The 21,600-nt window shown below is 65.2% G+C and carries 20 protein-coding genes and 1 tRNA gene; 13 read left to right on the forward strand and 8 right to left on the reverse strand.

Going from position 1 to position 21,600, the window contains the following annotated elements; genetic code table 11:
• Positions 1-68 precede the first annotated feature (68 nt).
• Positions 69-236, reverse strand: a complete 168-nt coding sequence (locus A6A05_RS19955; protein ID WP_082910682.1) for a LysM peptidoglycan-binding domain-containing protein — start codon at positions 234-236, stop codon at positions 69-71.
• A 238-nt stretch (positions 237-474) separates the two neighbouring features.
• Between A6A05_RS19955 and A6A05_RS03940 the strand changes: the two genes are divergently transcribed.
• Both A6A05_RS03940 and A6A05_RS03945 read left to right on the forward strand, forming a co-directional pair.
• The gene (locus A6A05_RS03940; protein WP_156520885.1) at positions 475-2,412 is read left to right on the forward strand and encodes a hypothetical protein; all 1,938 of its coding nucleotides are present in this window, start codon (positions 475-477) and stop codon (positions 2,410-2,412) included.
• A gap of 396 nt (positions 2,413-2,808) precedes the next feature.
• On the forward strand, positions 2,809-3,972 hold the full coding sequence (locus A6A05_RS03945) for a tetratricopeptide repeat protein (protein ID WP_156520886.1): 1,164 nt from the start codon (positions 2,809-2,811) through the stop codon (positions 3,970-3,972).
• A gap of 75 nt (positions 3,973-4,047) precedes the next feature.
• On the opposite strand, the gene A6A05_RS03950 is transcribed toward A6A05_RS03945, so the two are convergent.
• Together A6A05_RS03950 and A6A05_RS03955 are read right to left on the reverse strand one after the other, a co-directional pair.
• Positions 4,048-4,131 (reverse strand) — tRNA-Leu (locus A6A05_RS03950).
• A 201-nt stretch (positions 4,132-4,332) separates the two neighbouring features.
• Entirely contained in the window at positions 4,333-6,105 is a 1,773-nt protein-coding gene (locus tag A6A05_RS03955; protein ID WP_068497690.1) for an HD family phosphohydrolase, read from the reverse strand.
• A gap of 130 nt (positions 6,106-6,235) precedes the next feature.
• On the opposite strand from A6A05_RS03955, the gene A6A05_RS03960 reads away from it, so the two are divergent.
• On the forward strand, positions 6,236-7,750 hold the full coding sequence (locus tag A6A05_RS03960; protein ID WP_068497789.1) for a UbiD family decarboxylase: 1,515 nt from the start codon (positions 6,236-6,238) through the stop codon (positions 7,748-7,750).
• Positions 7,751-7,853: 103 nt separating this feature from the next.
• Here the strand turns inward: A6A05_RS03960 and A6A05_RS03965 are convergent, their stop codons facing one another.
• From A6A05_RS03965 to A6A05_RS03975, 3 genes are read right to left on the reverse strand one after another with little or no spacing between them, the layout of a single operon-like run.
• Positions 7,854-8,441, reverse strand: coding sequence for a hypothetical protein (locus tag A6A05_RS03965; protein ID WP_068497692.1), 588 nt, complete (start codon positions 8,439-8,441; stop codon positions 7,854-7,856).
• Between the two features lie 52 nt (positions 8,442-8,493).
• A complete protein-coding gene (locus A6A05_RS03970) occupies positions 8,494-9,477 on the reverse strand; it encodes an alpha/beta hydrolase (RefSeq protein ID WP_068497694.1) in 984 nt (327 codons plus the stop codon).
• Positions 9,474-10,415: an ABC transporter ATP-binding protein gene (locus A6A05_RS03975; protein WP_068497695.1), complete on the reverse strand. Its 942-nt coding sequence runs from the start codon at positions 10,413-10,415 to the stop codon at positions 9,474-9,476. Before A6A05_RS03975 ends, A6A05_RS03970 begins: the two co-directional genes overlap by 4 nt.
• 52 nt (positions 10,416-10,467) lie before the next feature.
• Between A6A05_RS03975 and A6A05_RS03980 the strand changes: the two genes are divergently transcribed.
• Genes A6A05_RS03980 through A6A05_RS03990 form a run of 3 tightly spaced genes read left to right on the forward strand, consistent with a single transcriptional unit; the run spans position 10,468 to position 13,755 of the window.
• Positions 10,468-10,671, forward strand: coding sequence for a zinc-finger domain-containing protein (locus tag A6A05_RS03980; protein WP_068497697.1), 204 nt, complete (start codon positions 10,468-10,470; stop codon positions 10,669-10,671).
• A gap of 5 nt (positions 10,672-10,676) precedes the next feature.
• A complete protein-coding gene (gene polA / locus A6A05_RS03985; RefSeq protein ID WP_068497791.1) occupies positions 10,677-13,454 on the forward strand; it encodes a DNA polymerase I in 2,778 nt (925 codons plus the stop codon).
• A 58-nt stretch (positions 13,455-13,512) separates the two neighbouring features.
• Positions 13,513-13,755 (forward strand): hypothetical protein, encoded by a 243-nt coding sequence (locus tag A6A05_RS03990; protein ID WP_245644184.1) that lies wholly within the window; start codon positions 13,513-13,515, stop codon positions 13,753-13,755.
• A gap of 18 nt (positions 13,756-13,773) precedes the next feature.
• Here A6A05_RS03990 and A6A05_RS03995 read toward each other — a convergent pair whose 3' ends face one another.
• Together A6A05_RS03995 and A6A05_RS04000 are read right to left on the reverse strand one after the other, a co-directional pair.
• Positions 13,774-15,048: a DUF2336 domain-containing protein gene (locus tag A6A05_RS03995; RefSeq protein ID WP_245644185.1), complete on the reverse strand. Its 1,275-nt coding sequence runs from the start codon at positions 15,046-15,048 to the stop codon at positions 13,774-13,776.
• A gap of 4 nt (positions 15,049-15,052) precedes the next feature.
• Positions 15,053-16,732, reverse strand: a complete 1,680-nt coding sequence (locus A6A05_RS04000; protein WP_068497703.1) for a sensor domain-containing diguanylate cyclase — start codon at positions 16,730-16,732, stop codon at positions 15,053-15,055.
• A gap of 131 nt (positions 16,733-16,863) precedes the next feature.
• On the opposite strand from A6A05_RS04000, the gene A6A05_RS04005 reads away from it, so the two are divergent.
• The 7 genes from A6A05_RS04005 to A6A05_RS04035 all read left to right on the forward strand — a co-directional run bounded on the left by A6A05_RS04005 (position 16,864) and on the right by A6A05_RS04035 (position 21,542).
• Positions 16,864-17,556, forward strand: a complete 693-nt coding sequence (locus tag A6A05_RS04005; protein ID WP_068497705.1) for a pyrimidine 5'-nucleotidase — start codon at positions 16,864-16,866, stop codon at positions 17,554-17,556.
• 137 nt (positions 17,557-17,693) lie between these two features.
• Positions 17,694-17,885 (forward strand): hypothetical protein, encoded by a 192-nt coding sequence (locus A6A05_RS04010; RefSeq protein WP_068497707.1) that lies wholly within the window; start codon positions 17,694-17,696, stop codon positions 17,883-17,885.
• Positions 17,886-17,895: 10 nt separating this feature from the next.
• Positions 17,896-18,438 (forward strand): hypothetical protein, encoded by a 543-nt coding sequence (locus A6A05_RS04015; RefSeq protein WP_068497709.1) that lies wholly within the window; start codon positions 17,896-17,898, stop codon positions 18,436-18,438.
• 111 nt (positions 18,439-18,549) lie between these two features.
• The gene (gene dapD / locus A6A05_RS04020; RefSeq protein ID WP_068497711.1) at positions 18,550-19,392 is read left to right on the forward strand and encodes a 2,3,4,5-tetrahydropyridine-2,6-dicarboxylate N-succinyltransferase; all 843 of its coding nucleotides are present in this window, start codon (positions 18,550-18,552) and stop codon (positions 19,390-19,392) included.
• Positions 19,389-20,525 carry a succinyl-diaminopimelate desuccinylase gene (gene dapE / locus A6A05_RS04025; protein WP_068497713.1) on the forward strand — a complete coding sequence of 379 codons (1,137 nt, stop codon included), beginning with the start codon at positions 19,389-19,391 and terminating at the stop codon, positions 20,523-20,525. Before dapD ends, dapE begins: the two co-directional genes overlap by 4 nt.
• Positions 20,522-21,079, forward strand: coding sequence for a hypothetical protein (locus tag A6A05_RS04030; protein ID WP_068497715.1), 558 nt, complete (start codon positions 20,522-20,524; stop codon positions 21,077-21,079). Before dapE ends, A6A05_RS04030 begins: the two co-directional genes overlap by 4 nt.
• Positions 21,080-21,095: 16 nt before the next feature.
• Positions 21,096-21,542: a GNAT family N-acetyltransferase gene (locus tag A6A05_RS04035; protein WP_245644186.1), complete on the forward strand. Its 447-nt coding sequence runs from the start codon at positions 21,096-21,098 to the stop codon at positions 21,540-21,542.
• Positions 21,543-21,600 lie beyond the last annotated feature (58 nt).

Here is a 21,600-nt window from a genome sequence, read left to right on the forward strand (position 1 = left end):
GCCTCGCTGTACGCCTCGCCGACACCCCAAGAAAGCGAAAACGCCAAGTGTGTGCGCTATGTTAACGCCTATGGGGGGATGAGGATGGTTTGGCCGACTTGCAGCGCAGACGCCGGAATTTCGGGATTGGCAGCCGCGATCTGGTCGGCGGTGACGCCCTTGCACTTGTTGACGGCAGCCGCGATCGACCAATAGGAATCGCCCGGCTGGATGGTGTATTTCAAGCCTGAAGCCATGACTAAGTCCCCCGCCCTGGTTTCGCATATGCCGGCCGAACGCTCGACCCGGTCTCAGGATGGCATTCATGGAGGCCAGTTTAAAGGGAAAAGATTGCACAATAGAGCAATTAAAGATTATCGACACCGCCGATTGAGATCTTTAATGGGTGCAATTGCCTAATGCCGAAGATCGGCGTGTTTGTCTATCATGGGCCACAATAAGATGGTCGGTTCCGTCTTCGTGGGGGCGAGCGGCATGAAGTATTTCCTGTTCTTGTTGTCGATGGCATTGGCCTCGCCCGCGCTTGCCGCCGAGCGGTGCGACGGACGCTATCAGGCCGCCGCCGCCATGATCGACGGAGCGATCAGCCGTTACGACACCGTCTATTCCGGCGGGTCGCATTGGCACCGGCTTGATCATGTCGGCGCGACGCTTGACCTTTATCGCCTCTGGCGGGGACTTCCCGACCTTGGCATGAGGGGCCTGGAAGGCGACGATCAGTTCGAGAATCCCTTTGACACCGATTCCTGGGCCGAGGCTATCGCCGAGGCGGTCGAGCTTGTCGAAAACGACCCGTCGGGCTCGAGCTCCGAGCCGGAACGGCTTAAGGCGGCCATTGTCCTGGATTTGGCGACCTCGGTCCGGCGGCCTGCCGATTGGTGGCGGGCGCCGGACGATGCGGCCAATCCGACTGTCGTCCAATACACCGTTGCCCGACTTGCCGCCGAGCGCCCCTTGCTGGACTGGCTCCAGACGATCATTACCGCATCCGATACCCCCTGGTCGCTGGCGTGGCATCTGGATCACGGAGGCCAGGATCATGCCGCCGAATACGAGCGGCTGATCGCCGACGCGCTGGACAAGTACATGGCCGGTCGGGGCATCGAGTGGGCCGTAGCGGCACAGCTTTTCTGGCACCAGGGCACCGCCCACGCCGACGCGCTTGGGCGGATCGCCAAGGATATCGAGGACAAGGTCCTGAAATGTGCGGCATCGCCCGCCGAGTACGCCGCCCATGCGGCTGGAGCCTCGGTCGCCGGGCGCTATACCGGCATCGCCCTGGATCGCGAGCGGATGGCCGTCCTTCCCTGGTCCGTCCAATCCGTGCTGGCCCGCAATGCCGCGATGATGGCCATGGCGAGGGGTGGCGCAGCCGAGGCGCGTGAGGTGCTCGAGAGGCTCGTGGGCATCACCTCCGAGCCGGGCTTCCGGGGCTGGCTGAATGTTGCCCGCACCTATACGGCGATGTCGGTCGAGCAGTTGATCGAGATCCACCGGGGGCAAGAGTTGGACTCCAAAAGCCTCCGGGCTCTGAACCTGCTGTCCGTGGACGATCTCCAACGTCTTGTTCAGTCCGGGGCTTTCTCGGGATGGACCGAAGCCAGCCTTCTGCACGGGATATTCGCCCGTCTGGTTGCCCTTGGCCGGGCAGGCGAGGCTCGGGCATTGCTTCCCCAGATTGCGGGGAAAACGCCTGCTGCGGGTGCGAAGATTGCGATCGAAGAGGTCAAGGAGTCATTGCCCGATGACGTCGCCATGGCACTTGTCGTCAGCCGGACCCCAGGTTTGTCCACCTGGATCAAAGAGGGGAGTCGCCGATCCTACCAGTACTACGACGTCGGAATCTATTACTTCGACGTCCATGATAGCCGTGAACTTCCCAAGGCATTCAGCGCTGGCGGCGCCATCCAAGGCGATTTCGAGACCTGGTTGCTACTGCCCCAGAAATGGTATCGTTTCAGGTATGAGCGTGGCATCACATGGAGCGCAATTGAGCGGATCCATTCCGCTCGGGCTAGGTGGAACAACAATCCCGAGGACCCGGTTCCCGCCCCCGCGATCTTCAAATCGCGGTCCCGCCAATCCTTGTTCGGTATCGCCAAGCTGGCGGCATTGGATGAAATCGCCCAGTTGCAGGGAGAGCGGCGTCTGATCCGCCAGGTGAGCCTGACGCTGCTGCGGTGGGCCGATTCCCAGTCGGAAACTTGGCTGAAGGCCCTGTTGTCGGACCGCGACCTGGTCGCCGAGGTCCTGCATCGGGTCGTCATGCTCAACCGCTATGAAAGCGGCGGCGACATTGACGGCGTTCCACTGGGGAAGCGGGCTTTCAAGCTCTTGCACAAGCGCTTCCCAAGGTCCGATTGGGCCAAGAAGACCCCGCATTGGTATAATGGCCGTCAGGTCGATCACTGACGCGCCGCGGCAGCTTACCTCCAGGAAGCTCGCGCCTTCACCATGGTTCTTTATTTGTTCTTGAGCCGACGCCAAAAACCATCTATGATTGTCCGCATGGGTGGTGATGCTCGCCGCCAATCCAATGTCTATATTCCATCGCAAATTCCGCAAAACCAGCAAAGACCTGGAGGGACGCCCCAAGTTCAGCCGCAACTTCCTCGGGGCTGGGAATACGAAGATGACCGAAAGGGAACCGCCTGGGACCCCGGGGGGCAATTGCATCGTCGGGGAACGATTCTTGGCTTTCCCCGGTGGGAACCTGTCCCCGGCCGGACCCAGAGCAAGCAGCGGTAAATATCGGTGAGCCGGGACCGCAAGGGTCCCGGCCATTTTTTCGGTTACAGGGGCGATCGCATGCGAACTGTTTTCATGACCGTGTTTGCTGGTGTTCTCGTTGCCGCGACTGGCGTGAACATGGTCGCTGCACAGGGATTCTACGACGACGCAGTCTATCGTCTCGCCGCCGGACGCGGCTCATGGCAAGAACTTGATGCCTGGGCCGACAAGGGCTATGGCGACGCCATCGCAAAAGGGCTGAGCCATCGTATCGCCAGCGAATTTCGCGCAGGGGCGACGGCACCGTCCGCCGAAACTCGCCAAGTGCTCGAACAGGCCTCGGCCATCCTGCGGAACCGATCGATCAGTGCCTTGCTGGCCGCGCTGCCGATCATCGGTTCGACGCACGCCTATTGGGATGGCGACGCCTTGCCCGCCTTGCTGGAGCGAGTCCGAGCCGGAGACCGTGCCGCTATCTCACTGGCGTGTCGTTTGGCGGCGCTGCCGGGTGAAACCATGGGAACCCCCATCGACACATGCCGAACAGGGGTGCGCCTGGGCATGGCCGATGCGATGGTCGCTCTTGCCATCCTTCATCACCGCCGCCCCGACGACTTTGATAACGGCTTTGAGAAAAAGGCGGCGGAAACCCTGAAGGTATCTCAGTCCCGCGCCGAAGCCATCACGCTCTACCGCACTGCCGTCGCCCAAGGCCACCCCGTCGCCCTGGCGCGTCTTGCCCATTTGACGGCGATTGGTGGCGGCGTGAGCAAGGACGACGTCGAAGCCCGGCGGCTTGCCACCTTGGCCGCGGAACAGGGAAGCGCCGAAGGCCGCACGGTGCTGGGATTGCTGCTGTTGCAGGGACGCGGCGGCGCTCCGGAACCTGAGCGCGCCCGCGCATTGCTGATCCAGGCGGCCCGTTCTGGCAACCGCATGGCACAACTGACCCTCGCCACGCTTTCCTTGCACGGCCAGGGTGCGCCGCTCGACTTCACCGACGCTCTGACCTGGGTGCATCTTGCCGCCACCAGCCAACGCGGCGATCCGCCGCGCGCCGAAGCCGACCGGTTGCTGCTGGAACCGATGGAGCGCACGCGAAGCCATGCCGCCTTCATCGGTAACGTCGCCATTGATCTGGATGCCCGGATCCGCGCGGCCCAATTGCGCAAGGAACTGGCCGACAGTGGCGAATGGCCGCTGGTCGATCCAATCCCGGCGGCGTTCCCGCCGCAAAGGTGATGGTGGGGAATGCGGGACTTGAACCCGAGCATGCGGAGCATGCCAAACAACAGTCTTGCGGGTTCGTGTGGAAATTGGTGGGGACGGCGGGACTTGAACCCGCAAGGCCGAAGCCGGGCGATTTTAAGTCGCCAGTGTTTACCGTTTCACCACGTCCCCTTATGCCTGATCCCGATCCGAGGCCGTTTCCCTACTTCGTCATGGCCGGGCTTGACCCGGCCATCCGCGTTGATCAGCGATCATGCCGTAAAAACAGTATATTCCGTGGTGCCGCAGGGATGCCCGGATCAAGTCCGGGCATGACGGCCATCGGGCAAGTGAGTTCTCCCCAGTCTGTTCGCTTGGTCTTTCCGGGGGCCACTACTCGGCGGCCTTGGGGAGATATTTCGAGATATCGACGTCGTCGATCTGCTCGGGCTTCAGATATTGCTCGGCATAGTCCTTCCATACGCCGCTGGTCAGGAACAGCACCCACAGATCGGGGTCGATATGGGCATCCTTGACCATGAACGACATGATCTTCAGGGATTCCGACAGGGTCTTGGGCTTCTTGTAGGGGCGGTCGGCGGCGGTCAGCGCCTCGAAGATGTCGGCCACCGCCATCATGCGGGCCGGGTCGCTCATCTGCTCGCGCATCAGGCCCTTGGGATAGCCGCGGCCGTTCATCTGTTCGTGGTGGCCGCCGGCCCATTCGGCGACCCGGGTCAGGTTCTTGGGGAAGGGCAGGGCCTTCAGCATCAAGATGGTCTGGGTGATGTGCTCGTTGATCTTGAAGCGATCCTCGGCGGTCAGGGTGCCGCGGCCGATCGACAGATTGTAGATTTCACCCTGGTTGTACTTGTTGGCGCAGGGCTTCATGGTGAAGCCCTCCTCGTCATAGCGGCTCCAGTCGATGGTCGCCTCGTGCGGGATGATGTGCCATTCGTGGTCGGCCAGCACCTTTTCCACCACCGGCGGCTTGGGCTCGTCCGGCTTGCGGCGCCTCATCTCGTCGATGGACAGGCCCAGATGGTCGTCGATGGTCCGCACCCAGGTCATCTCGGCGACCTGCTTCAGGCGCTCGATGCGTTCGGGCGCCATGAACTCGCCGCCGACATTGCATTCGGCGACGAAGCCGAAATCCTCGTCCAACTGGGCCAGGCGGGCTTCCATCTCGGCCTTCAGCTCGGCCTCGGGCTTCTCGTCGGCGATGACCGCCTGCAGATAATCGATGACCGCGTCGCGCTTCATCACCTCGAACCGCATCCGCACTTCGTGGATACGGTTGTAGATGGTTTCCAGCTTGGTCGCCTTATCGACGATGTATTCCGGCGTGGTGACCTTGCCGCAATCGTGCAGGCCGGCGGCGACTTCCAGTTCGTACCACTCGTCCTCGGTCAGGTCGAAGTCGGCGAACGGGCCTTCGGTTTGGTCGCACGCCGCCTTGGCCAGCATGGCGGTCAGGGCGGGCACGCGATTGCAGTGGCCCCCGGTATAGGGGCTCTTGGCGTCGATCGCGCCGGCGATGACTTGAATAAAGCTCTTGAACAGATGTTTCTGGGCTTCGATCAGGCGCTGGTTGTCCAGCGCCACCGCCGCCTGCGAGGTCAAGGCCTCGATCAGCGGGGTGATGTCGGGGCCAAAGGCGATGACGGTGTTCTTCGCGTCGCGGGCGTTGATCAGCTGCAGGACGCCGATCACCTCGTTCTCGTAATTCTTCAAGGGCACGGTCAGGAACGATTTCGACCGATAGCCGGTCTTGGCGTCGAAGGCCTTGGTGCCGGAAAAGTCGAACTTGTCGACGTCGTAGGCGTCGGCGATGTTGACGGTGGCGCCCGACAGCGCGCAATAGCTCGACACGTTCTTGTGGTTGGGCACGCCCTGGTCGTCATGCAGCCTGAGCGGCGGGAACGGGATCGGCTTGCCGGTGGTGCCGCCCATCGCCACGTCCAGCGTGTCGTTGAGCATGATCTCGAACTTCAGCGCGTCCTTCTTTTCGGTGACCAGATACAGCGTGCCGCCATCGGCATTGGTCATCGACTTGGCGCCCAGAAGGATCTTTTCCATCAGCCGGTTGTGATTCCGCTCGGCCGAGAGGGCGATGCCCAACTCGATCAGCGTCCGATATCGCTGTTCCTGCGATGCCGCGGCCATGTGCGCAACTCCCTCATCCCTGCCCAGGGCAATATTTAAGGGTAACCGTTCTCGCGCACAAGGCCAAGGCCAAGGTTGACCTTTCCGCTCGCTTCGCGCTTCCATGGGGCGCCATCTGCCGGAGGTCTCCTTGCCCCACGATTCCTTGCGCGATTTTATCTCCAGGTTGGAAAGCACCGGGCGTCTTGTGCGCGTTGGTGTGCCTGTGTCGCCGTCCCTGGAGATGACCGAGATCCAGACCCGCCTGCTGGCCGAGGGCGGCCCGGCGGTTCTGTTCGAGAATCCTGTGCGTGCCGACGGCACGCCTTACGGCATGCCGATGCTGGTCAACCTGTTCGGCACCGTGGAACGGGTGGCGTGGGGCATGGACCGCGAGCCGGGCCAGTTGCGCGAGGTGGGCGAGACCCTGGCCTTCCTGAAGCAGCCCGAGCCGCCGGGCGGCTGGCGCGAAGCGCTGGAAATGCTGCCTTTGGTCCGAAACGTCATGGCGATGAAGCCCAAGACGGTCAGCAACGCGCCTTGCCAGCAGGTGGTGCTGACCGGCGATCAGATCGATCTGGGCCGGCTGCCGATCCAGGGCTGCTGGCCGGGCGAGCCGGCGCCCCTGATCACCTGGCCGCTGGTGGTGACCCAAGGCCCCAACCCGCCCGAGGACAAGCGCGACGCCTTCAATCTGGGCATCTACCGCATGCAGGTCACGGCCAAGGACGAAACCTTGATGCGCTGGCTGAAGCACCGCGGCGGCGCCCAGCATTTCCACCGCTGGAAGCAGGTGAAGTCCGAACCGATGCCGGCCGCGGTGGTGATCGGCGCCGATCCCGGCACCATCATCGCCGCCGTGACCCCGGTGCCCGAGACCTTGTCGGAATACCAGTTCGCCGGCCTGTTGCGCGGCAAGAAGGTCGAGCTGGTCGATTGCAAGACGGTGCCCCTGAAGGTTCCGGCCAATGCCGAGATCGTGCTGGAAGGCCATGTGTTGTTGGACCGGACCGGGCCGGAAGGCCCTTATGGCGACCACACCGGCTATTACAACAATGTCGAGGATTTCCCGGTCTTCAAGGTTTCGGCCATCACCATGCGCAAGGACCCGATCTATCTGTCGACCTTCACCGGCCGCCCGCCGGACGAGCCCAGCGTGCTGGGCGAGGCGCTGAACGAGGTGTTCATTCCGCTGCTGACCCAGCAATTCCCGGAAATCGTCGATTTCTGGCTGCCGCCCGAGGGCTGCAGCTACCGTATCGCCGTGGTGTCGATCAAGAAGGCCTATCCCGGCCACGCCAAGCGGGCGATGTTCGGCATCTGGAGCTTCCTGAAGCAGTTCATGTACACCAAGTTCGTCATCGTGGTGGATGACGACATCGATTGCCGCGACTGGAAGGATGTGATGTGGGCGATCTCGACCCGCATGGACCCGGCCCGCGACATCACGGTGGTCGAGGGCACCCCCATCGACTATCTGGACTTCGCCAGCCCGGAATCGGGTTTGGGGGGCAAGATTGGCCTGGACGCCACCAACAAATGGCCGCCCGAGACCCATCGCGAATGGGGCGTCAAGCTGACCATGGCCCAAGAAATCGTCGATCAGGTGACCAAGCGCTGGGGCGAATACGGCCTGCCCGGTTCGGGCAAGCCGATCTGGAAGTGATATCCGAACCGTCGTCCCCGCGCAGGCGGGGACCCAGGAGCGCATCTCCAGCCGTGCCGCAGCCCCCTGGACCCCGGCTCAAGGCCGGGGTGACATAAGCCGCTTACTTCTTGGCCGGCGCCATCGCCTGCATCTTGGCGTCCATCTGGGCCTGCAGCACCAGATCGAACATCATCAAGGTGGCGGTGTCACCGTCCTCGTGCACCAGGACTGCTTCCTGCTTGGGGGTTTTCCAGCGGATCAGGGTATCGGCCTGATCCTGCGGTGCGCCGAAGCGGCTGGTCAGGAACTTGCTCAGATCGGCGAAGCCGGTGCGCGGGAACTCGATGAACAATTGCACCAGTCGCTTGGTGCCGCCGGCATCGGGGCCGAAGGTGGCGGCCATCTGGCCGGGCTGGCCGGCGATCTTGCGCTTGGCCTGGCTCCACACCCCCTTGTCGTCGATGGACAGCAGGGCGCAGCGGGTCGCCCCCATATTGGTCATCTGTTGCGGCATGGTCAAAAGCTTGCCCAAGGTGCCCGGCTTGTCGGGATCGTCGCTGCAATAGACCGCCATGCCCGGCGGCCAGGCCCCGAAGCGGAACTGGCCCTGCATCATGCCCGGCCGGGCGAACCCCAGGTCGAATTCCTTGTCGGCGGCCAGAACGGGCGTCGATAACAGCAACAAAGCGGCCAGAAGCTTCCCAAACATCCTTGTCCCCCCGGTGGTTCGAGGGCAGCTTAGCGCAAGGTGAATGTGCGCATCATCTGTCGGAAAGCTTCGCCCGCGCCCGGGAATCGGCCCCCGACGGCAAGGGGGCGGCGCGGTCGGCCACCCAGGCGGCGATGTCGTCCAACACCACCTTGGCCTGCAGGTCGCGCAGCAGCATGTGCCAGCCCTGGCCGTACAAGGCGACCCGCTGCTCGGTTTCCAGGCCGGGCAGGGCGCGGATCGCCCGCCAGGTCGGCTCGGCCGGGATGACCTCGTCCTTCTCGCCATACAGCACCAGGGTCGGGCCGGTGACCGTGGGGGCCAGTTCGGCGGCGCGGTCCATCAGATCGACCACCCCCTTGATGGCATCGACGCGGGTTTCCTTGATGACCAAGGGGTCGGCGCCCAGCTTCTTCAGCATCTCGATATTGTCGGACGGGCGGATGTTCAGCCCGCGACCCGACGGCTTCCAGCCCGGCGCGACATGATAGGCCAGCCACAGGACGGCGCGCTGGTACCATGGCATGGCGGCGCGGCCCCACACCGCCGGCGCCGACAAGAGCTTCGCGGTCATTTCCGCGGGCGTGCGGCCTTGGGCTTCCATCACCATCAAGACGGCGCCGCCCATGCTTTCACCCAGGGCGAAGACCGGCACGCCGGGATGCTTGGCCGCCATCAGGCGAATGGCGGTGGCGGAATCGTCGGCCATGGCCTCGGTCGATGACCAAGTGCCCGGATGCGGCCCCTGGCCGAAGCCGCGCTGGTCATAGGCGTACGATGCGATGCCCAATCCGGCCAGATACGTGCCCGGCTCGTCGAAGAAGTTCGAGTAATCGTTCATGCCGTGCAGGGCGACGATCACCGCCTTGGGCGGCCCCGCCGGCATCCATTGACGCAGCGGCAAGCGGGCGCCGTCGGCCATCAGCAGATGATCGGGGGCGATGGCGGGGGTGACCACCGGGGGGCCGGGCGGGTGGCTCACGGCGGCGCAAGCCGACAGCAGCAGGGCGAGCAGCAGGACATGCAGCCGCCTCATGCCTTGGACGAGGTCAGTTGCAGGAAGATGTCTTCCAGGTCGGCTTCCTCGGTCGACAGGTCTTGGATGACCAGCCCGGCCTCGCGCACCAGATCCAGGATCTTGCCCATGGGCAGCGCCGACGGCTGATAGCGGATGACCATCCGCCCGTCGGGTCTGATCTCGGGGGCCAGTGCAGCCAGAGCGCCAGGCACGGCGTCAAGACGCTGGTCCAGGGTCAGGACCACCGCCTTGGAATCCATCCGCGCCAACAGGTTCGGCGTGGTGTCGCAGGCCACCAGGCGGCCTTGGTTGATGATGGCGATGCGGTCGCACAATTCCTGGGCTTCTTCCAGGTAATGGGTGGTCAGGACCACCGTGGTCCCGGCGGTGTTCAACTGGCGGATCATCGCCCACAGGCTTTGGCGCAGCTCGATATCGACGCCGGCGGTCGGCTCGTCCAGCACCAGCACCGGCGGATTGTGCACCATCGCCTTGGCCACCAGCAGGCGGCGGCGCATGCCGCCCGACAGGGTGCGGGCATAGGAATCGGCCTTGTCGGCCAGGCCGACGCTTTCCAGGATCGCCTCGGTGCGGCGCTCAGGTCTGGGCACGCCGTACATGCCGGCCTGGACCTCCAGCAATTCGCGCGGCGTGAAGAACGGGTCCAGGTTCAGCTCTTGCGGGACCACGCCGATGGCCGCCTTGGCGCCCCTGGGGTCCTTGTCGATGTCTCTGTCCCACACCGCCACGGTTCCAGCGCTTTTCATCACCAGCCCGGCCAGGATGTTGATGAAGGTGCTTTTGCCGGCGCCGTTCGGCCCCAGAAGGCCGAAGAACGAGCCGCGCGGAATCGCCAGCGACACCTGGTTCAGCGCCTGCTTGCGGCCCTGCTTGCCGGCATAGACCTTGGAAAGGCCGTCAGCGTGGACGGCGTTGTCGGGAAGTGTTTGCTCCATCGTCAGCAATGGGTATCATCCGCCGGTTTCAACGGTCAACGGATCATCCATCATGTCCAACGCCCAGGCTGCCCAGAAGGCCCCCCAGTTCGAGACCATCACCGTCGAGTCCGCCTCGGTCGGCTGCGACGGCGGCGGCGGTCCGCTGGGCCATCCGCTGGTCTATCTGCATCTCGGCCACGACCGCCAGGTGACCTGCCCCTATTGCTCGCGCACCTTCGTGCTGGCCGAGGGCGCCAAGCTCGGCGGGCATTGATTCCGGTGGCGGACGCTCCTCGTCACGTCTTTCTGGTGGACGGCTCGGGATTCATCTTCCGGGCCTTCCATGGCCTGCCGCCGATGACCCGGCCCGACGGCACCCCGGTCAACGCGGTCTACGGCTTCACCACCATGCTGATGAAGCTGCTGGACGACACCGACGCCGACCATGTGGCGGTGATCTTCGACGCCGCCCGCAAGAGCTTCCGCAACAATATCTACCCCGCCTACAAGGCGCACCGCCCGCCCGCCCCGGAAGAACTGGTGCCCCAGTTCCCGCTGATCCGCGAGGCGGTCAGGGCCTTCAACGTCCCCTCGGTCGAGATGGACGGCTTCGAGGCCGACGATTTGATCGCCACCTATACCGCCCAGGCGGTGGCCGCCGGCGCGCGCGTCACCATCGTGTCGTCGGACAAGGATCTGATGCAGTTGGTGGGCGACGGCGTCACCATGCTCGACACCTTGAAGAACCGCACCATCGGCGTGGCCGAGGTGGCCGAAAAGTTCGGCGTCGCCCCCGATCGTGTGGTCGACGTCCAGGCCCTGTGCGGCGACAGCGCCGACAACGTGCCGGGCGTGCCGGGCATCGGCATCAAGACCGCCGCCCAATTGATCGCCGAATATGGCGACCTCGATACCCTGTTGGCCCGCGCCGGCGAGATCAAGCAACCCAAGCGGCGCGAGACCTTGCTGGAAAACGCCGATGCCGCCCGCATGAGCCGCGAGCTGGTGCGCCTGAAGACCGATGTGCCGGGGGTGGAACCCCTGTCCGGCTTCGCCAAGCGCCGCGCCGACCCGGCCGAGCTGGCCGCTTTCCTGGCCGCGCAGGGCTTCAAGAGCCTGATGGCCCGCCTGGGCGTCAAGGCCCACGCGCCGCAACAGCCGCCAGACGCCGCCCCGGTGCCGGAAACGCCGCCGCCGGTGGAACGGGTCACCCAGGATTACGAACTGGTGACCAGTGCCGACGCCCTGGCCCGCTGGATCGAGGCGGCCACCGCCGCCGGCATCGTCGCTCTTGATACCGAGACCACCGGTCTGGACCCGCTCAGCGCCGAACTGGTCGGCGTGTCGCTGGCGGTGGCGCCGGGACGGGCCTGCTATATCCCGGTCAAGCACACGACCGGCGAGGCCCAGGGCTCGCTGCTGTTGGGCGATGCCGGGGCACCCAAGGCCCCCGACATCCTGCCCCGCGCCCATACCTTGGCCGCGCTGGCGCCCTTGTTGGCCGACCGCTCGGTGCTGAAGGTCGGCCACAACATCAAGTACGATCTGCAGGTGCTGGCCCAGGCCGGCCTGTCGGTCGCCCCCATCGACGACACCATGCTGCTGTCCTATGTGCAAGATGGCGGCAGCCACGGCCACGGGCTGGACGAACTGGCCCAATTGCATTGCGGCCACACCAACATCCCCTTTTCGGCGGTGTGCGGCAGCGGCAAGAACATGATCACCTTCGACCGGGTGCCGCTGGACAAGGCGCTGGCCTATGCCGCCGAGGATGCCGACATCACGCTGCGCCTGCACGGCTTCCTGAAGGCCCGCCTGCTGGCCGAACGCATGGTCACCGTCTACGAAACGCTGGAGCGCCCGCTGGTGCCGGTGGTGGTGGCGATGGAAGCGGCCGGCATCAAGGTCGATGGCGCCGTGCTGGCCGGCCTGTCGTCCGAGTTCGGCGGTCGTATTGATCTGCTGGAGGCCGAGATCCAGGATCTGGCCGGCACCGCCTTCAATGTCGGCTCGCCGCAGCAGCTGGGCAAGGTGCTGTTCGAGGACATGGCCCTGCCGGGCGGCAAGAAGACCAAGACCGGCCAGTGGGGCACCGGCGCCGACGTGCTGGAGGAACTGGCCGCCCAAGGCCATGTGCTGCCGGCCCGGGTGCTGGATTGGCGCCAATTGTCGAAGCTGAAAAGCACCTATACCGACGCGCTGCAGGCCCAGGTCAACCCCCGGACCGGCCGGGTCCACACCAGCTATGCCCTGGCGGTGACCACCACCGGGCGGCTGTCGTCATCCGACCCCAACCTGCAAAACATTCCGATCCGCACCGAGGAAGGCCGCAAGATCCGCACCGCCTTCGTCGCCACCCCCGGCCACACCCTGCTGTCGGCCGACTATTCGCAGATCGAGCTGCGCCTGGTGGCCCATGTCGCCGGCATCAAGGGCCTGATCGAGGCCTTCCATCACGGCGACGACATCCACGCCATCACCGCCTCGCAGGTGTTCGGGGTGCCGGTCGAAGGCATCGACCCGGGCTTACGCCGCCGGGCCAAGGCGATCAATTTCGGCATCATCTACGGCATCTCGGCCTTCGGGCTGGCCAACCAGCTGGGCATCTCGAACGGCGAGGCCAAGACCTATATCGAGGCCTATTTCGCCCGCTATCCGGAAATCCGCACCTTCATGGAGACGACCAAGGAGGAAGCCCGGGCCAAGGGCTTCGTGGTCACGCCGTTCGGCCGCAAGGTGTGGACGCCCGGCATCAAGGACAAGAACGGCGCGCTGCGCGCCTTCGCCGAACGGGCCGCCATCAACGGCCCGATCCAAGGCGGCGCCGCCGACATCATCAAGCGGGCGATGATCCGCCTGCCGGGCGAGCTGGCGGCGGCCGGACTGACCGCACGCATGCTGCTGCAGGTCCATGACGAACTGGTGTTCGAGGTCCCCGAAGGCGAGATCGACGCGACCGCCCGCCTGGTCAAGCAGGTGATGGAGCAGGCGGCGAGCCTAAGCGTGCCGCTGGTGGTGGAAACCGGAACAGGTCCATCCTGGGCTCTTGCCCATTGACGGGTACACCTCCCCTTCCAATAGTATGGTGGCGGGGTTCGGTGGAAGGGATGCGACCGTGACCGAGGATTTGGCCTTCCTGACCGCTGAAAAGAAGCGGTTGGACCAGCTGCTGGACGACGCCATGGACCAGTACGCCCTGGTCGAGGAAGATCTGAACGTCCGCATGAAGGGCAAAAGCGGTGCCGAACTGGATGCCCTGATGGCCGAACGGGCCCGCATCGAGGACACCCTGGGCATCGTGGCCCTGGTCGAACGGATCGACGTCATCCGCGAGAAGATCGAGGCGTTGCGGGGGTAGGGGGCAGCCCCTTGACCGTCAATCCGCCAGGAATTCCAACTGCCAGGTCATTTCGTCGGGTGACAGCGGGAAGCCGCCGTCGCGGGCGTGCAGGGTGCGGCTGGCCGGCAGCTTCAGCAGGCGGCTTTGCAGGGTCATGCACAAGGACATCGACAGTCCGGCCTTCCAGGCGATCGATACCATGCCCTTGGCGCTTTGGGTCTCGACGGTCTTCTTGATCACCTTGGGCGACAGCTCGGCCAGCACCGCCAGCGAGGCGGTGACGAAGGCGATGTCGTTGCCCGAAAGCGCGGTGTCGATGGTGCTTTCGTCCAATTGGTGCTGGGCGTGCAACTGACGGGCGCGGATCAGGGCCGCCTCTTCGTCGGCGGCGCGCTTGGCCTCGCCCTTGGCCGGGCCCTGGACCTCCAGCTCGTCCAGGCGCTTCCTGACGGCGGCGGCCACCGCGGCGGTGGCGGCGGTATCGAGGTCGTTGCGCAAGGCCAGGCCCTGCAGCAGGTTGGCGGCGACGAAACGGGCCAGCTTGATGGCCGCCTTCGACGGCAGCGACGGACGGTTGACCAGCGGCTGGTGCCAGGCCTCGATATCGACGGCGCGATCGACCAGCCGGTCCAGGGTTTCCTCGCGGATCTGGGCGCTGGCATTGCCCAGCAGCACGGCGATGGCGTCGGTATCGTCGGTGGCGGCGATGGCGTCGGCCACCCGCACATTGACGCCGTCGCGCTTGGAAATGGCGGTCAACGCCCCGGGGATCGGGCTGGAAGCGATGATTTCCAGCAAATCCTCGTCGGTCAGCACCGGCGAATATTGAAGCACCGGGCCGGCCACGGCGATCTCGGCGTCGCGGGCCAGCCGGCCGATCACTTCCGGCGGGGCGTCGGCGACGTCCTTCAGGGCCTGCGACAGGATTTCGCGGACCCGGGTGATCTGGTCGCGGGCCAGGGTTTCCAGCGCCTCGTAGGCGGTGCGGCGCAGGCGGTCTTGTTCCTGCGCGGTCAGGCCGCGGGCGACCCGGGCGATCTTCATGGCCAGGTCCTGGCGCACGGCGGCGTCGATGTCGCGGGCCAGCAGCAGGTTCGCCTGGGCCGGCGTCGATGGGTTGGCGGCGACCAGGCGGCGGACGTCGGGGTCGGAATCCTCGGCCAGGAAATAAAGGATCTCGGCCCGCATCTCGGGGTGGCCGGCCAGCTTCGAGCGGACCGCTGGATCGGGGGCGGCGGCCAGATCGCGGGCTTCCTCATAGGTCACCTTGTGGTCGCCACCCAACAGGCGCTTCAGCAGGCTCATCACCATGGGTTCAGCCTCCGGTCGCGCCAGGCGGCGGGGCCAGGCGCCAGTGGCCCTTGCCGTCGCGCTTGACCTCGTACATCGCCTTGTCGGCGCGCGCGATCAGCTCTTCCAGGCTTTCATGGCTGGGGCCGCCATGGACGGCGACGCCCAGGCTCATGGCCAGCTTCTTTTCCGGGCTGCCGGAATAGCGGACCAGCTCCTTGCTGGCCTCCAGCATGTCGGTGCAGCGCTGGATGGCGATATGTTCCTCGGCGCCTTCCAGCCAGATGGCGAACTCGTCGCCGCCCAGCCGGGCGACCAGATCGATCGGGCGGGTCGATTGCAGCAGCAGATCGCGCACCGCCAGCAGGGCCTGGTCACCGGTCTGGTGGCCGTGCACGTCGTTGACCGCCTTGAAATTATCCAGGTCGGCATAGATCAGGGCGGCCGGCCGGTGTTCGCGCGACAGGCGGTTGAAGCGCCGGGTGATTTCCTCGAAGAAGGCGCGGCGGTTGAACAGGCCGGTCAGGCTGTCGGTGCGCGACAGCTTCAAGATGCGTTCGTGGTTGGCGATCTGTTCGTTGGCCAGGCCGACCTGGTTGGCGACATCGTCGATCAGCAGGCGGTCGTCGTCGCTCCAGCCCGGGCGGCAGGGGTCGCGCCACAGCAGCACCGCCCCGTTGATCGAGGCGCGGTAGCGGCTGACGGTGGACAAGACGTTCCAGCCGCCGATGGAGTCGTCGAAATGGTCGGATTCCAGGAAGCTGTCCAGGATGGTCTTCTCGTCGCCGCCTTCGCCGTACTGGGCGGCCAGGGCGAAATCCGACGCTTCGGGATGGATGCGGAAAATCTGGCAGCCGGTAGCCCCCAGGGCGCGCGCGGTGGCCTCGGCGGCGGCGCGCAGCATGTCGGCGGGATCGACCTCGTCTCTGATGGTGCGCACGATATAGGACAGCAGACGCTCGCGGCTGTTGGCGCGCGACAGGGCGGCGTCGCGCAGGCGTTCCTGGGTGACGTCGCGACAGATGCCGCGCGCGCCGATCCATTCGCCCTGTTCGCCCAGGATCGGCGTGGCCGAGGCCAGCAGGCAGGCTTCCGAGCCGTCGGCCTGGCGCATCCACACCTCGGAATCCTCGACCGGGATCGAGGCCAGGAACGGCAATGCGGTGGTGTGGTCGGTCGAGGCCGAATATTCCTTGGGATGGTGGCCGACCAGTTCCGAGGCGGCATAGCCCAGCGCCCCCTTGGGGCTGACGAACACGAAGCGGCCGTCGGCACCGACTTCCCAGGCGAAGTCGGAACTGATCTCGACCAGATCCTTGTAGCGCTGGCGCGATTCCACCAGGGCCGAGCGCAGGTTGCGCTCCAAGGTGACGTCGCGGCCCAGGATCAGAAGATGGTTGTCCTCGGTCGGCAGCGACGACAATTCCAGGATCAGCACGCCGCCGCCGGGGGCGGCCAGGGTCTCGATGGTCGCTGTCGGCTGGCCGTCGGCGGCGGCCAGCAGGGCGGGCAGGTTCTTCAGGCGGTTTGCGGCGATGGCGGCCTGCAGCGGCTCGGCGCGCCGGTTGGCCTGAACCACCGCGCCGTCACGGGTCAGCACCAGGGCCGGACCCGGATAGGCCGCCAGGGCGCTATCGCCCAGCGTCACCGCGCGGCGCTGTGGCTCGACCGGCCTTTGGGGTCTGGATTCGTGGCCCGAACTCATGCGACTTGGATTCCCGCCCACCCGATGATCAAACTCTCGTACCACGAAGTACCATAAGTATGGCGGTCAAACACCCCCTGAAACGCGAGCGGCCATTGCTTTTCGGCGGCTAAAGCCGCACCCTGTCGGCCATGACCGTGACTCGTCCCCTCGACCAGATCGAAACCTGGGTGTTCGACCTCGACAACACCCTGTATCCGGCGACGTCCAGCCTGTTTCCGCAGATCGACGTGCGCATGCGCCGCTTCATCTCCGAGCGGTTCCACATGCCGCTGGACGAGGCCTTCGCCCTGCAGAAGCGCTATTACCGCGAATTCGGCACCACGCTGCGCGGGCTGATGCTGGTGCATGGGCTCGAGCCCTCGGCCTTCCTGGACTATGTCCACGACATCGACCATTCGGTGCTGGCCGCCGCCCCCGACCTGGACCGGGCGCTGGCCGCCCTGCCGGGGCGCAAGCTGATCTTCACCAACGGCTCGGAGCGCCATGCCGAGAAGGTGCTGGCGCAATTGGGCATCGGCCAGCATTTTTCCGGCATCTTCGACATCGAGGCGGCCCGCTATGTGCCGAAGCCGCAGCCGGAATGCTATCTGGACATGGTGGCGCGCTTCGCCTTCGACCCGCGTGCGGCGGCGATGGTCGAAGACATCCATCGGAACCTGAAACCCGCCTTCGACATCGGCATGACCACGGTGTGGGTCCGCCAGGACGACCACCCCGACGCCAAGGTGGTGATGCAAGACGATTCCGACCTGGCCCATGTCGATCACGTCGTCGATGACCTGGTGGCGTGGCTGCGGACGGCCGGTTGGAGCGGAAAATGAGGCTTCCGCTCTGGATTCCTTTGTAGTAGCGTGTTTTCGAGGTTTGCGATCAACCTGCGGCTGCTGCGAGCGGTCCGGGCTTGATTTTTCGATGCGCTTTCGTATGCTGCCGCCTCTGATTTTTCCGAGAGTGAACCATGAGCCACGGCGAACCCGTCTTCCCCCAAACGCTATCCGATGACGCGCAGCAGGTCATCCGTGCGCGGATGGTGGCCAAGGGGCTGATCATGGAACCGGAAAACGAAGGCGAAGACCTGTCCTATTTGGCCCGCTTGTTTGATTTGACCTGCAGTCGCCTGGATCGCGAGACGTCCGAACAGCAAGCATAGGGTTGGCGCCGTGACGACCAGGGCCGAAGCACACCAGCGCCTGCGCGCTGACGTTGACGATCTGGCGGCCCTTATCTCTGATAAGCTGGAGCGGGTGGTTCCTCGGGTCTTGGCGAAGTATGGGGTTGAATGGCACGAGGTCGAGCCGGGTTGGTTCGACGAGGTGGCCGCCAACACGGCGAAGGATCTTGAAAAGCTTGCCGTCTACCAGAACGAGGCTGTCGATCCCCACAAACAGATCGGCTATGCGGCCTTTTGGATTCGTAAGCTCAAGCCCATCAAGATCGCGCATACCAACGACAAGAAGCCGTTTGCGTGCGTCAACGAGCATTTGTCTCTTTGGTTGGCCTGTGAGCAGTTGGTGAGCCACATGGATGCCGTAGTCGCCGATCGGGGCGATCAAGCGCTGAAGTTGCGTGATGAAGTTGTGTCACGAATTCACCGTTTCCTTAAGGACGCCAAGGGAATCTCCTATATCGTCCATTGCATGCGGTCGAGGACGTTTGGACCCCACCATTACGTGATTTTGCTCCGCCAGTTCACCGTCCTTTGACCGCCCCACCCGCGGCGGGCAGGGGTGACCCTACGCGGGCGCGCGTTGACTTGGAACGCCGAAGCGCTATGTTTCGGCCTGTGACTTCTCGCCCTTCAAGGACACGACCCCATGAGCTTCGCCCAACTTCAGTCCGACATCGACGCCGCCTGGGAGGCCCGTGACGGCATCAACGCCCAGACCACCGGCAAGATCCGCGACGCCGTCGAGACGGCGCTCGGCATGCTCGACACCGGACATCTGCGGGTCGCCGAGAAGCTGGACGGCAAGTGGGTGGTCAATCAGTGGCTGAAGAAGGCGGTGCTGCTGTCCTTCCGCCTGAACGATTCGGCGCCGGTCACGGGCGCGCCCAACGGCTCGACCTGGTACGACAAGGTGGCCACCAAGTTCGAGGGTTGGGATGACGGCACCTTCAAGGCCCACGGCTTTCGCGCCGTGCCGGGCTGCGTGGTGCGCCGGCCGGCCTTCATCGCGCCGGGCGTGGTGCTGATGCCCAGCTTCGTCAATGTCGGCGCCTATGTCGATTCCGGCACCATGATCGACACCTGGGCCACCGTCGGCTCGTGCGCCCAGATCGGCCGCAACGTCCATATCTCGGGCGGTGCCGGCATCGGCGGCGTGCTGGAACCCCTGCAGGCCGGCCCGGTGATCATCGAGGACAACGTCTTCGTCGGCGCCCGCGCCGAGGTGGCCGAGGGCGTGGTGGTCGAGGAGGGCGCCGTGCTGTCGATGGGTGTCTATCTGGGCCAATCGACCAAGATCGTCGATCGCGCCACCGGCGAGGTGTTCTATGGCCGCGTTCCGGCCTATTCGGTGGTGGTGTCGGGCACCATGCCCGGCAAGCCGTTCCCCGACGGCACCCCCGGCCCCAACCTTTATTGCGCCGTCATCGTCAAGCGGGTCGACGAGAAGACCCGCTCGAAGGTGTCGATCAACGAATTGTTGCGCGATTGACCACGCTTCTTACCGACCCCGTCGGCCTGGCCTCTGGCCTGATCCGTTGCCCCAGCGTCACCCCTGACGATGCGGGCGCGATCGGGTTGCTGGCCGGCTGGCTGGAGCGGTTGGGTTTTACCTGCCATGTCATCTGCTCCGCCACCGGCGGGCCGGCGATCCAAAACCTGTATGCCCGGCGCGGCACGGCGGGGCCGAATTTCTGCTTTGCCGGCCATACCGACGTGGTGCCGCCCGGTGCCGGCTGGACCATCGATCCCTTCGCCGGCCAGGTGATGAACGGCCGGCTGTACGGGCGCGGTGCCGTCGATATGAAGGGCGCCATCGCCGCCTTCGTCGCCGCCATCGCCCGGCGCGGCGACAATGCCGATTCGGTCAGCCTGCTGATCACCGGCGACGAGGAAGGCCCGGCCGTCGATGGCACCGTCAAGGTGCTGGACTGGCTGACGGCCAAGGGCGAGACGCTGGATGCCTGCGTGGTCGGCGAACCGACCAATCCGGCCCGCCTGGGCGACATGCTGAAGATCGGCCGGCGCGGCTCGATGAACACCCGCATCACCGTCACCGGGACCCAAGGTCACGTCGCCTATCCGCATCTGGCCGACAACCCGATCCCGCGCCTTCTGGAAATGCTGCGCCGTCTGACCGCCGAGCCGCTGGATCACGGCTCGCCGCTGTTTCAGCCCTCGACCTTGGCGCTGACCACCATCGATGTCGGCAACCCAGCCACCAACGTCATCCCGGCCCAGGCCCGCGCTGCCTTCAATATCCGCTTCAACGACCTGCATTCCAGCGCCTCGCTGGAAGAATGGATCCGGCGCACCGTGGCCGAGATCGGCGGCGATTACGATTGTTCGATCGAGGTGTCGGGCGAAAGCTTCCTGACCCAGCCCGGCCCGCTGTCGGCGGCGGTATCCGACGCGGTCCAGCGCATCACCGGCCTGCGGCCGGAATTCTCGACCTCGGGCGGCACCTCGGACGCCCGCTTCATCAAGAATCATTGTCCGGTGCTGGAATTCGGCCTGATCAACCAGACCATGCACAAGGTCGATGAGCACGTCGCCCTGTCCGATCTGGAACAACTGACCGAGATCTATCAGGCGGTCCTCGACCGCTTTTTCGAGGCAGAATGATCACCGCCGACGAAATCGCACGCGGGATCACCGGGGCCTGGCTGCTGGCCAAGCGCAATCGGGCCGGCATCGAATGGTTCGACGACAGCGACGGCGGCTTCTGGAAGTCGTTCTGGGCGGCGGTGCTGGTGGCGCCGGCCTTCCTGGGGCTCGACCTGCTGGCCGGCGAGTTCGCCGATGCCGGGCCGCGCCACTTGGCGGTCAAGCTGATTTCCTATGTCATCGACTGGACCGCCTTCCCGCTGGTGATGTTTTACATTGCCGCAACGCTGGGCCGGGGCGGCCAGTGGGCCCGCTATGTCGTCGCCTATAATTGGTCGGCGGTGGTGCAGGTCGGCATCTTGTTCCCCGTCGCCGTCCTGGCCACCTTGGCGCCGATGGCGGGGACCGCCCTGCTGGCCCAGGCCCTGACCATCCTGATGCTGATTTATCGCGCCTTCGTCGCCCATGTGGCGCTGAAGGTCAATCTGGGCACCGCCGCCGGCGTCGTGCTGCTGGACGTCTTGCTGGCCGGGTTGCTGAAGAATGTCGCCGAACGCATCGCCGGCGGCTGAGCCCGTCTGGCGGCCGATGGTTGCGGCCGATCTGGCCCGGGTTCAGGTCATCGCCGACATCGTCCATGTCGATCATCCCGAACGCGCCGAAGTGTTCGCCAACCGTCTGGCGCTGTTTCCGGCCGGCTGCCTGATGGCGGCGGATGGGGGCGGCTATTGCCTGGCCCATCCCGGGAAGCTGGGCCGGGCGCCGGCGCTGGATACCGTCCTTGACCGATTGCCGGACGGGCCCGATTGCCTGTACCTGCACGATCTGGCCCTGCTGCCCCAGGCGCGCGGTCTGGGCCTGGGCCGGGCGGCGGTGGCGGAATTGGCCCGGGTGGCCCGAGCTGCTGGCCTGCCCCGCATCGCCCTGACGGCGGTGGGCCAATCGCCGGCCTTCTGGGCGGGGCTGGGGTTCATTGAAACGGGAAAGGGCGGCGCCAGTTACGGCACCGCCCTCGCCATGGTTCTGGAACTTTAGACCAATTCCAGGTTGGCTGGAATTGGTCTAGGCTTTGCCTCTGGCGCCCCGTCCCGGG

It is taken from the genome of Magnetospirillum moscoviense (assembly GCF_001650635.1).
Lineage (GTDB): Bacteria > Pseudomonadota > Alphaproteobacteria > Rhodospirillales > Magnetospirillaceae > Magnetospirillum > Magnetospirillum moscoviense.

Coding starts and splice junctions, on each gene's coding strand:
- A6A05_RS03945 (WP_156520886.1), top strand. CDS start 2,809: ATGCGAACTGTTTTCATGACCGTGTTTGCTGGTGTTCTCGTTGCCGCG.
- dapD (WP_068497711.1), top strand. CDS start 18,550: ATGAGCTTCGCCCAACTTCAGTCCGACATCGACGCCGCCTGGGAGGCC.
- A6A05_RS03995 (WP_245644185.1), bottom strand. CDS start 15,048: ATGGTGATGAGCCTGCTGAAGCGCCTGTTGGGTGGCGACCACAAGGTG.
- A6A05_RS03965 (WP_068497692.1), bottom strand. CDS start 8,441: ATGTTTGGGAAGCTTCTGGCCGCTTTGTTGCTGTTATCGACGCCCGTT.
- A6A05_RS04030 (WP_068497715.1), top strand. CDS start 20,522: ATGATCACCGCCGACGAAATCGCACGCGGGATCACCGGGGCCTGGCTG.
- A6A05_RS04005 (WP_068497705.1), top strand. CDS start 16,864: ATGACCGTGACTCGTCCCCTCGACCAGATCGAAACCTGGGTGTTCGAC.
- A6A05_RS19955 (WP_082910682.1), bottom strand. CDS start 236: ATGGCTTCAGGCTTGAAATACACCATCCAGCCGGGCGATTCCTATTGG.
- A6A05_RS03975 (WP_068497695.1), bottom strand. CDS start 10,415: ATGGAGCAAACACTTCCCGACAACGCCGTCCACGCTGACGGCCTTTCC.
- A6A05_RS03980 (WP_068497697.1), top strand. CDS start 10,468: ATGTCCAACGCCCAGGCTGCCCAGAAGGCCCCCCAGTTCGAGACCATC.
- A6A05_RS03940 (WP_156520885.1), top strand. CDS start 475: ATGAAGTATTTCCTGTTCTTGTTGTCGATGGCATTGGCCTCGCCCGCG.
- A6A05_RS04035 (WP_245644186.1), top strand. CDS start 21,096: ATGGTTGCGGCCGATCTGGCCCGGGTTCAGGTCATCGCCGACATCGTC.
- A6A05_RS04010 (WP_068497707.1), top strand. CDS start 17,694: ATGAGCCACGGCGAACCCGTCTTCCCCCAAACGCTATCCGATGACGCG.
- A6A05_RS03970 (WP_068497694.1), bottom strand. CDS start 9,477: ATGAGGCGGCTGCATGTCCTGCTGCTCGCCCTGCTGCTGTCGGCTTGC.
- A6A05_RS03955 (WP_068497690.1), bottom strand. CDS start 6,105: ATGGCCGCGGCATCGCAGGAACAGCGATATCGGACGCTGATCGAGTTG.
- A6A05_RS04000 (WP_068497703.1), bottom strand. CDS start 16,732: ATGAGTTCGGGCCACGAATCCAGACCCCAAAGGCCGGTCGAGCCACAG.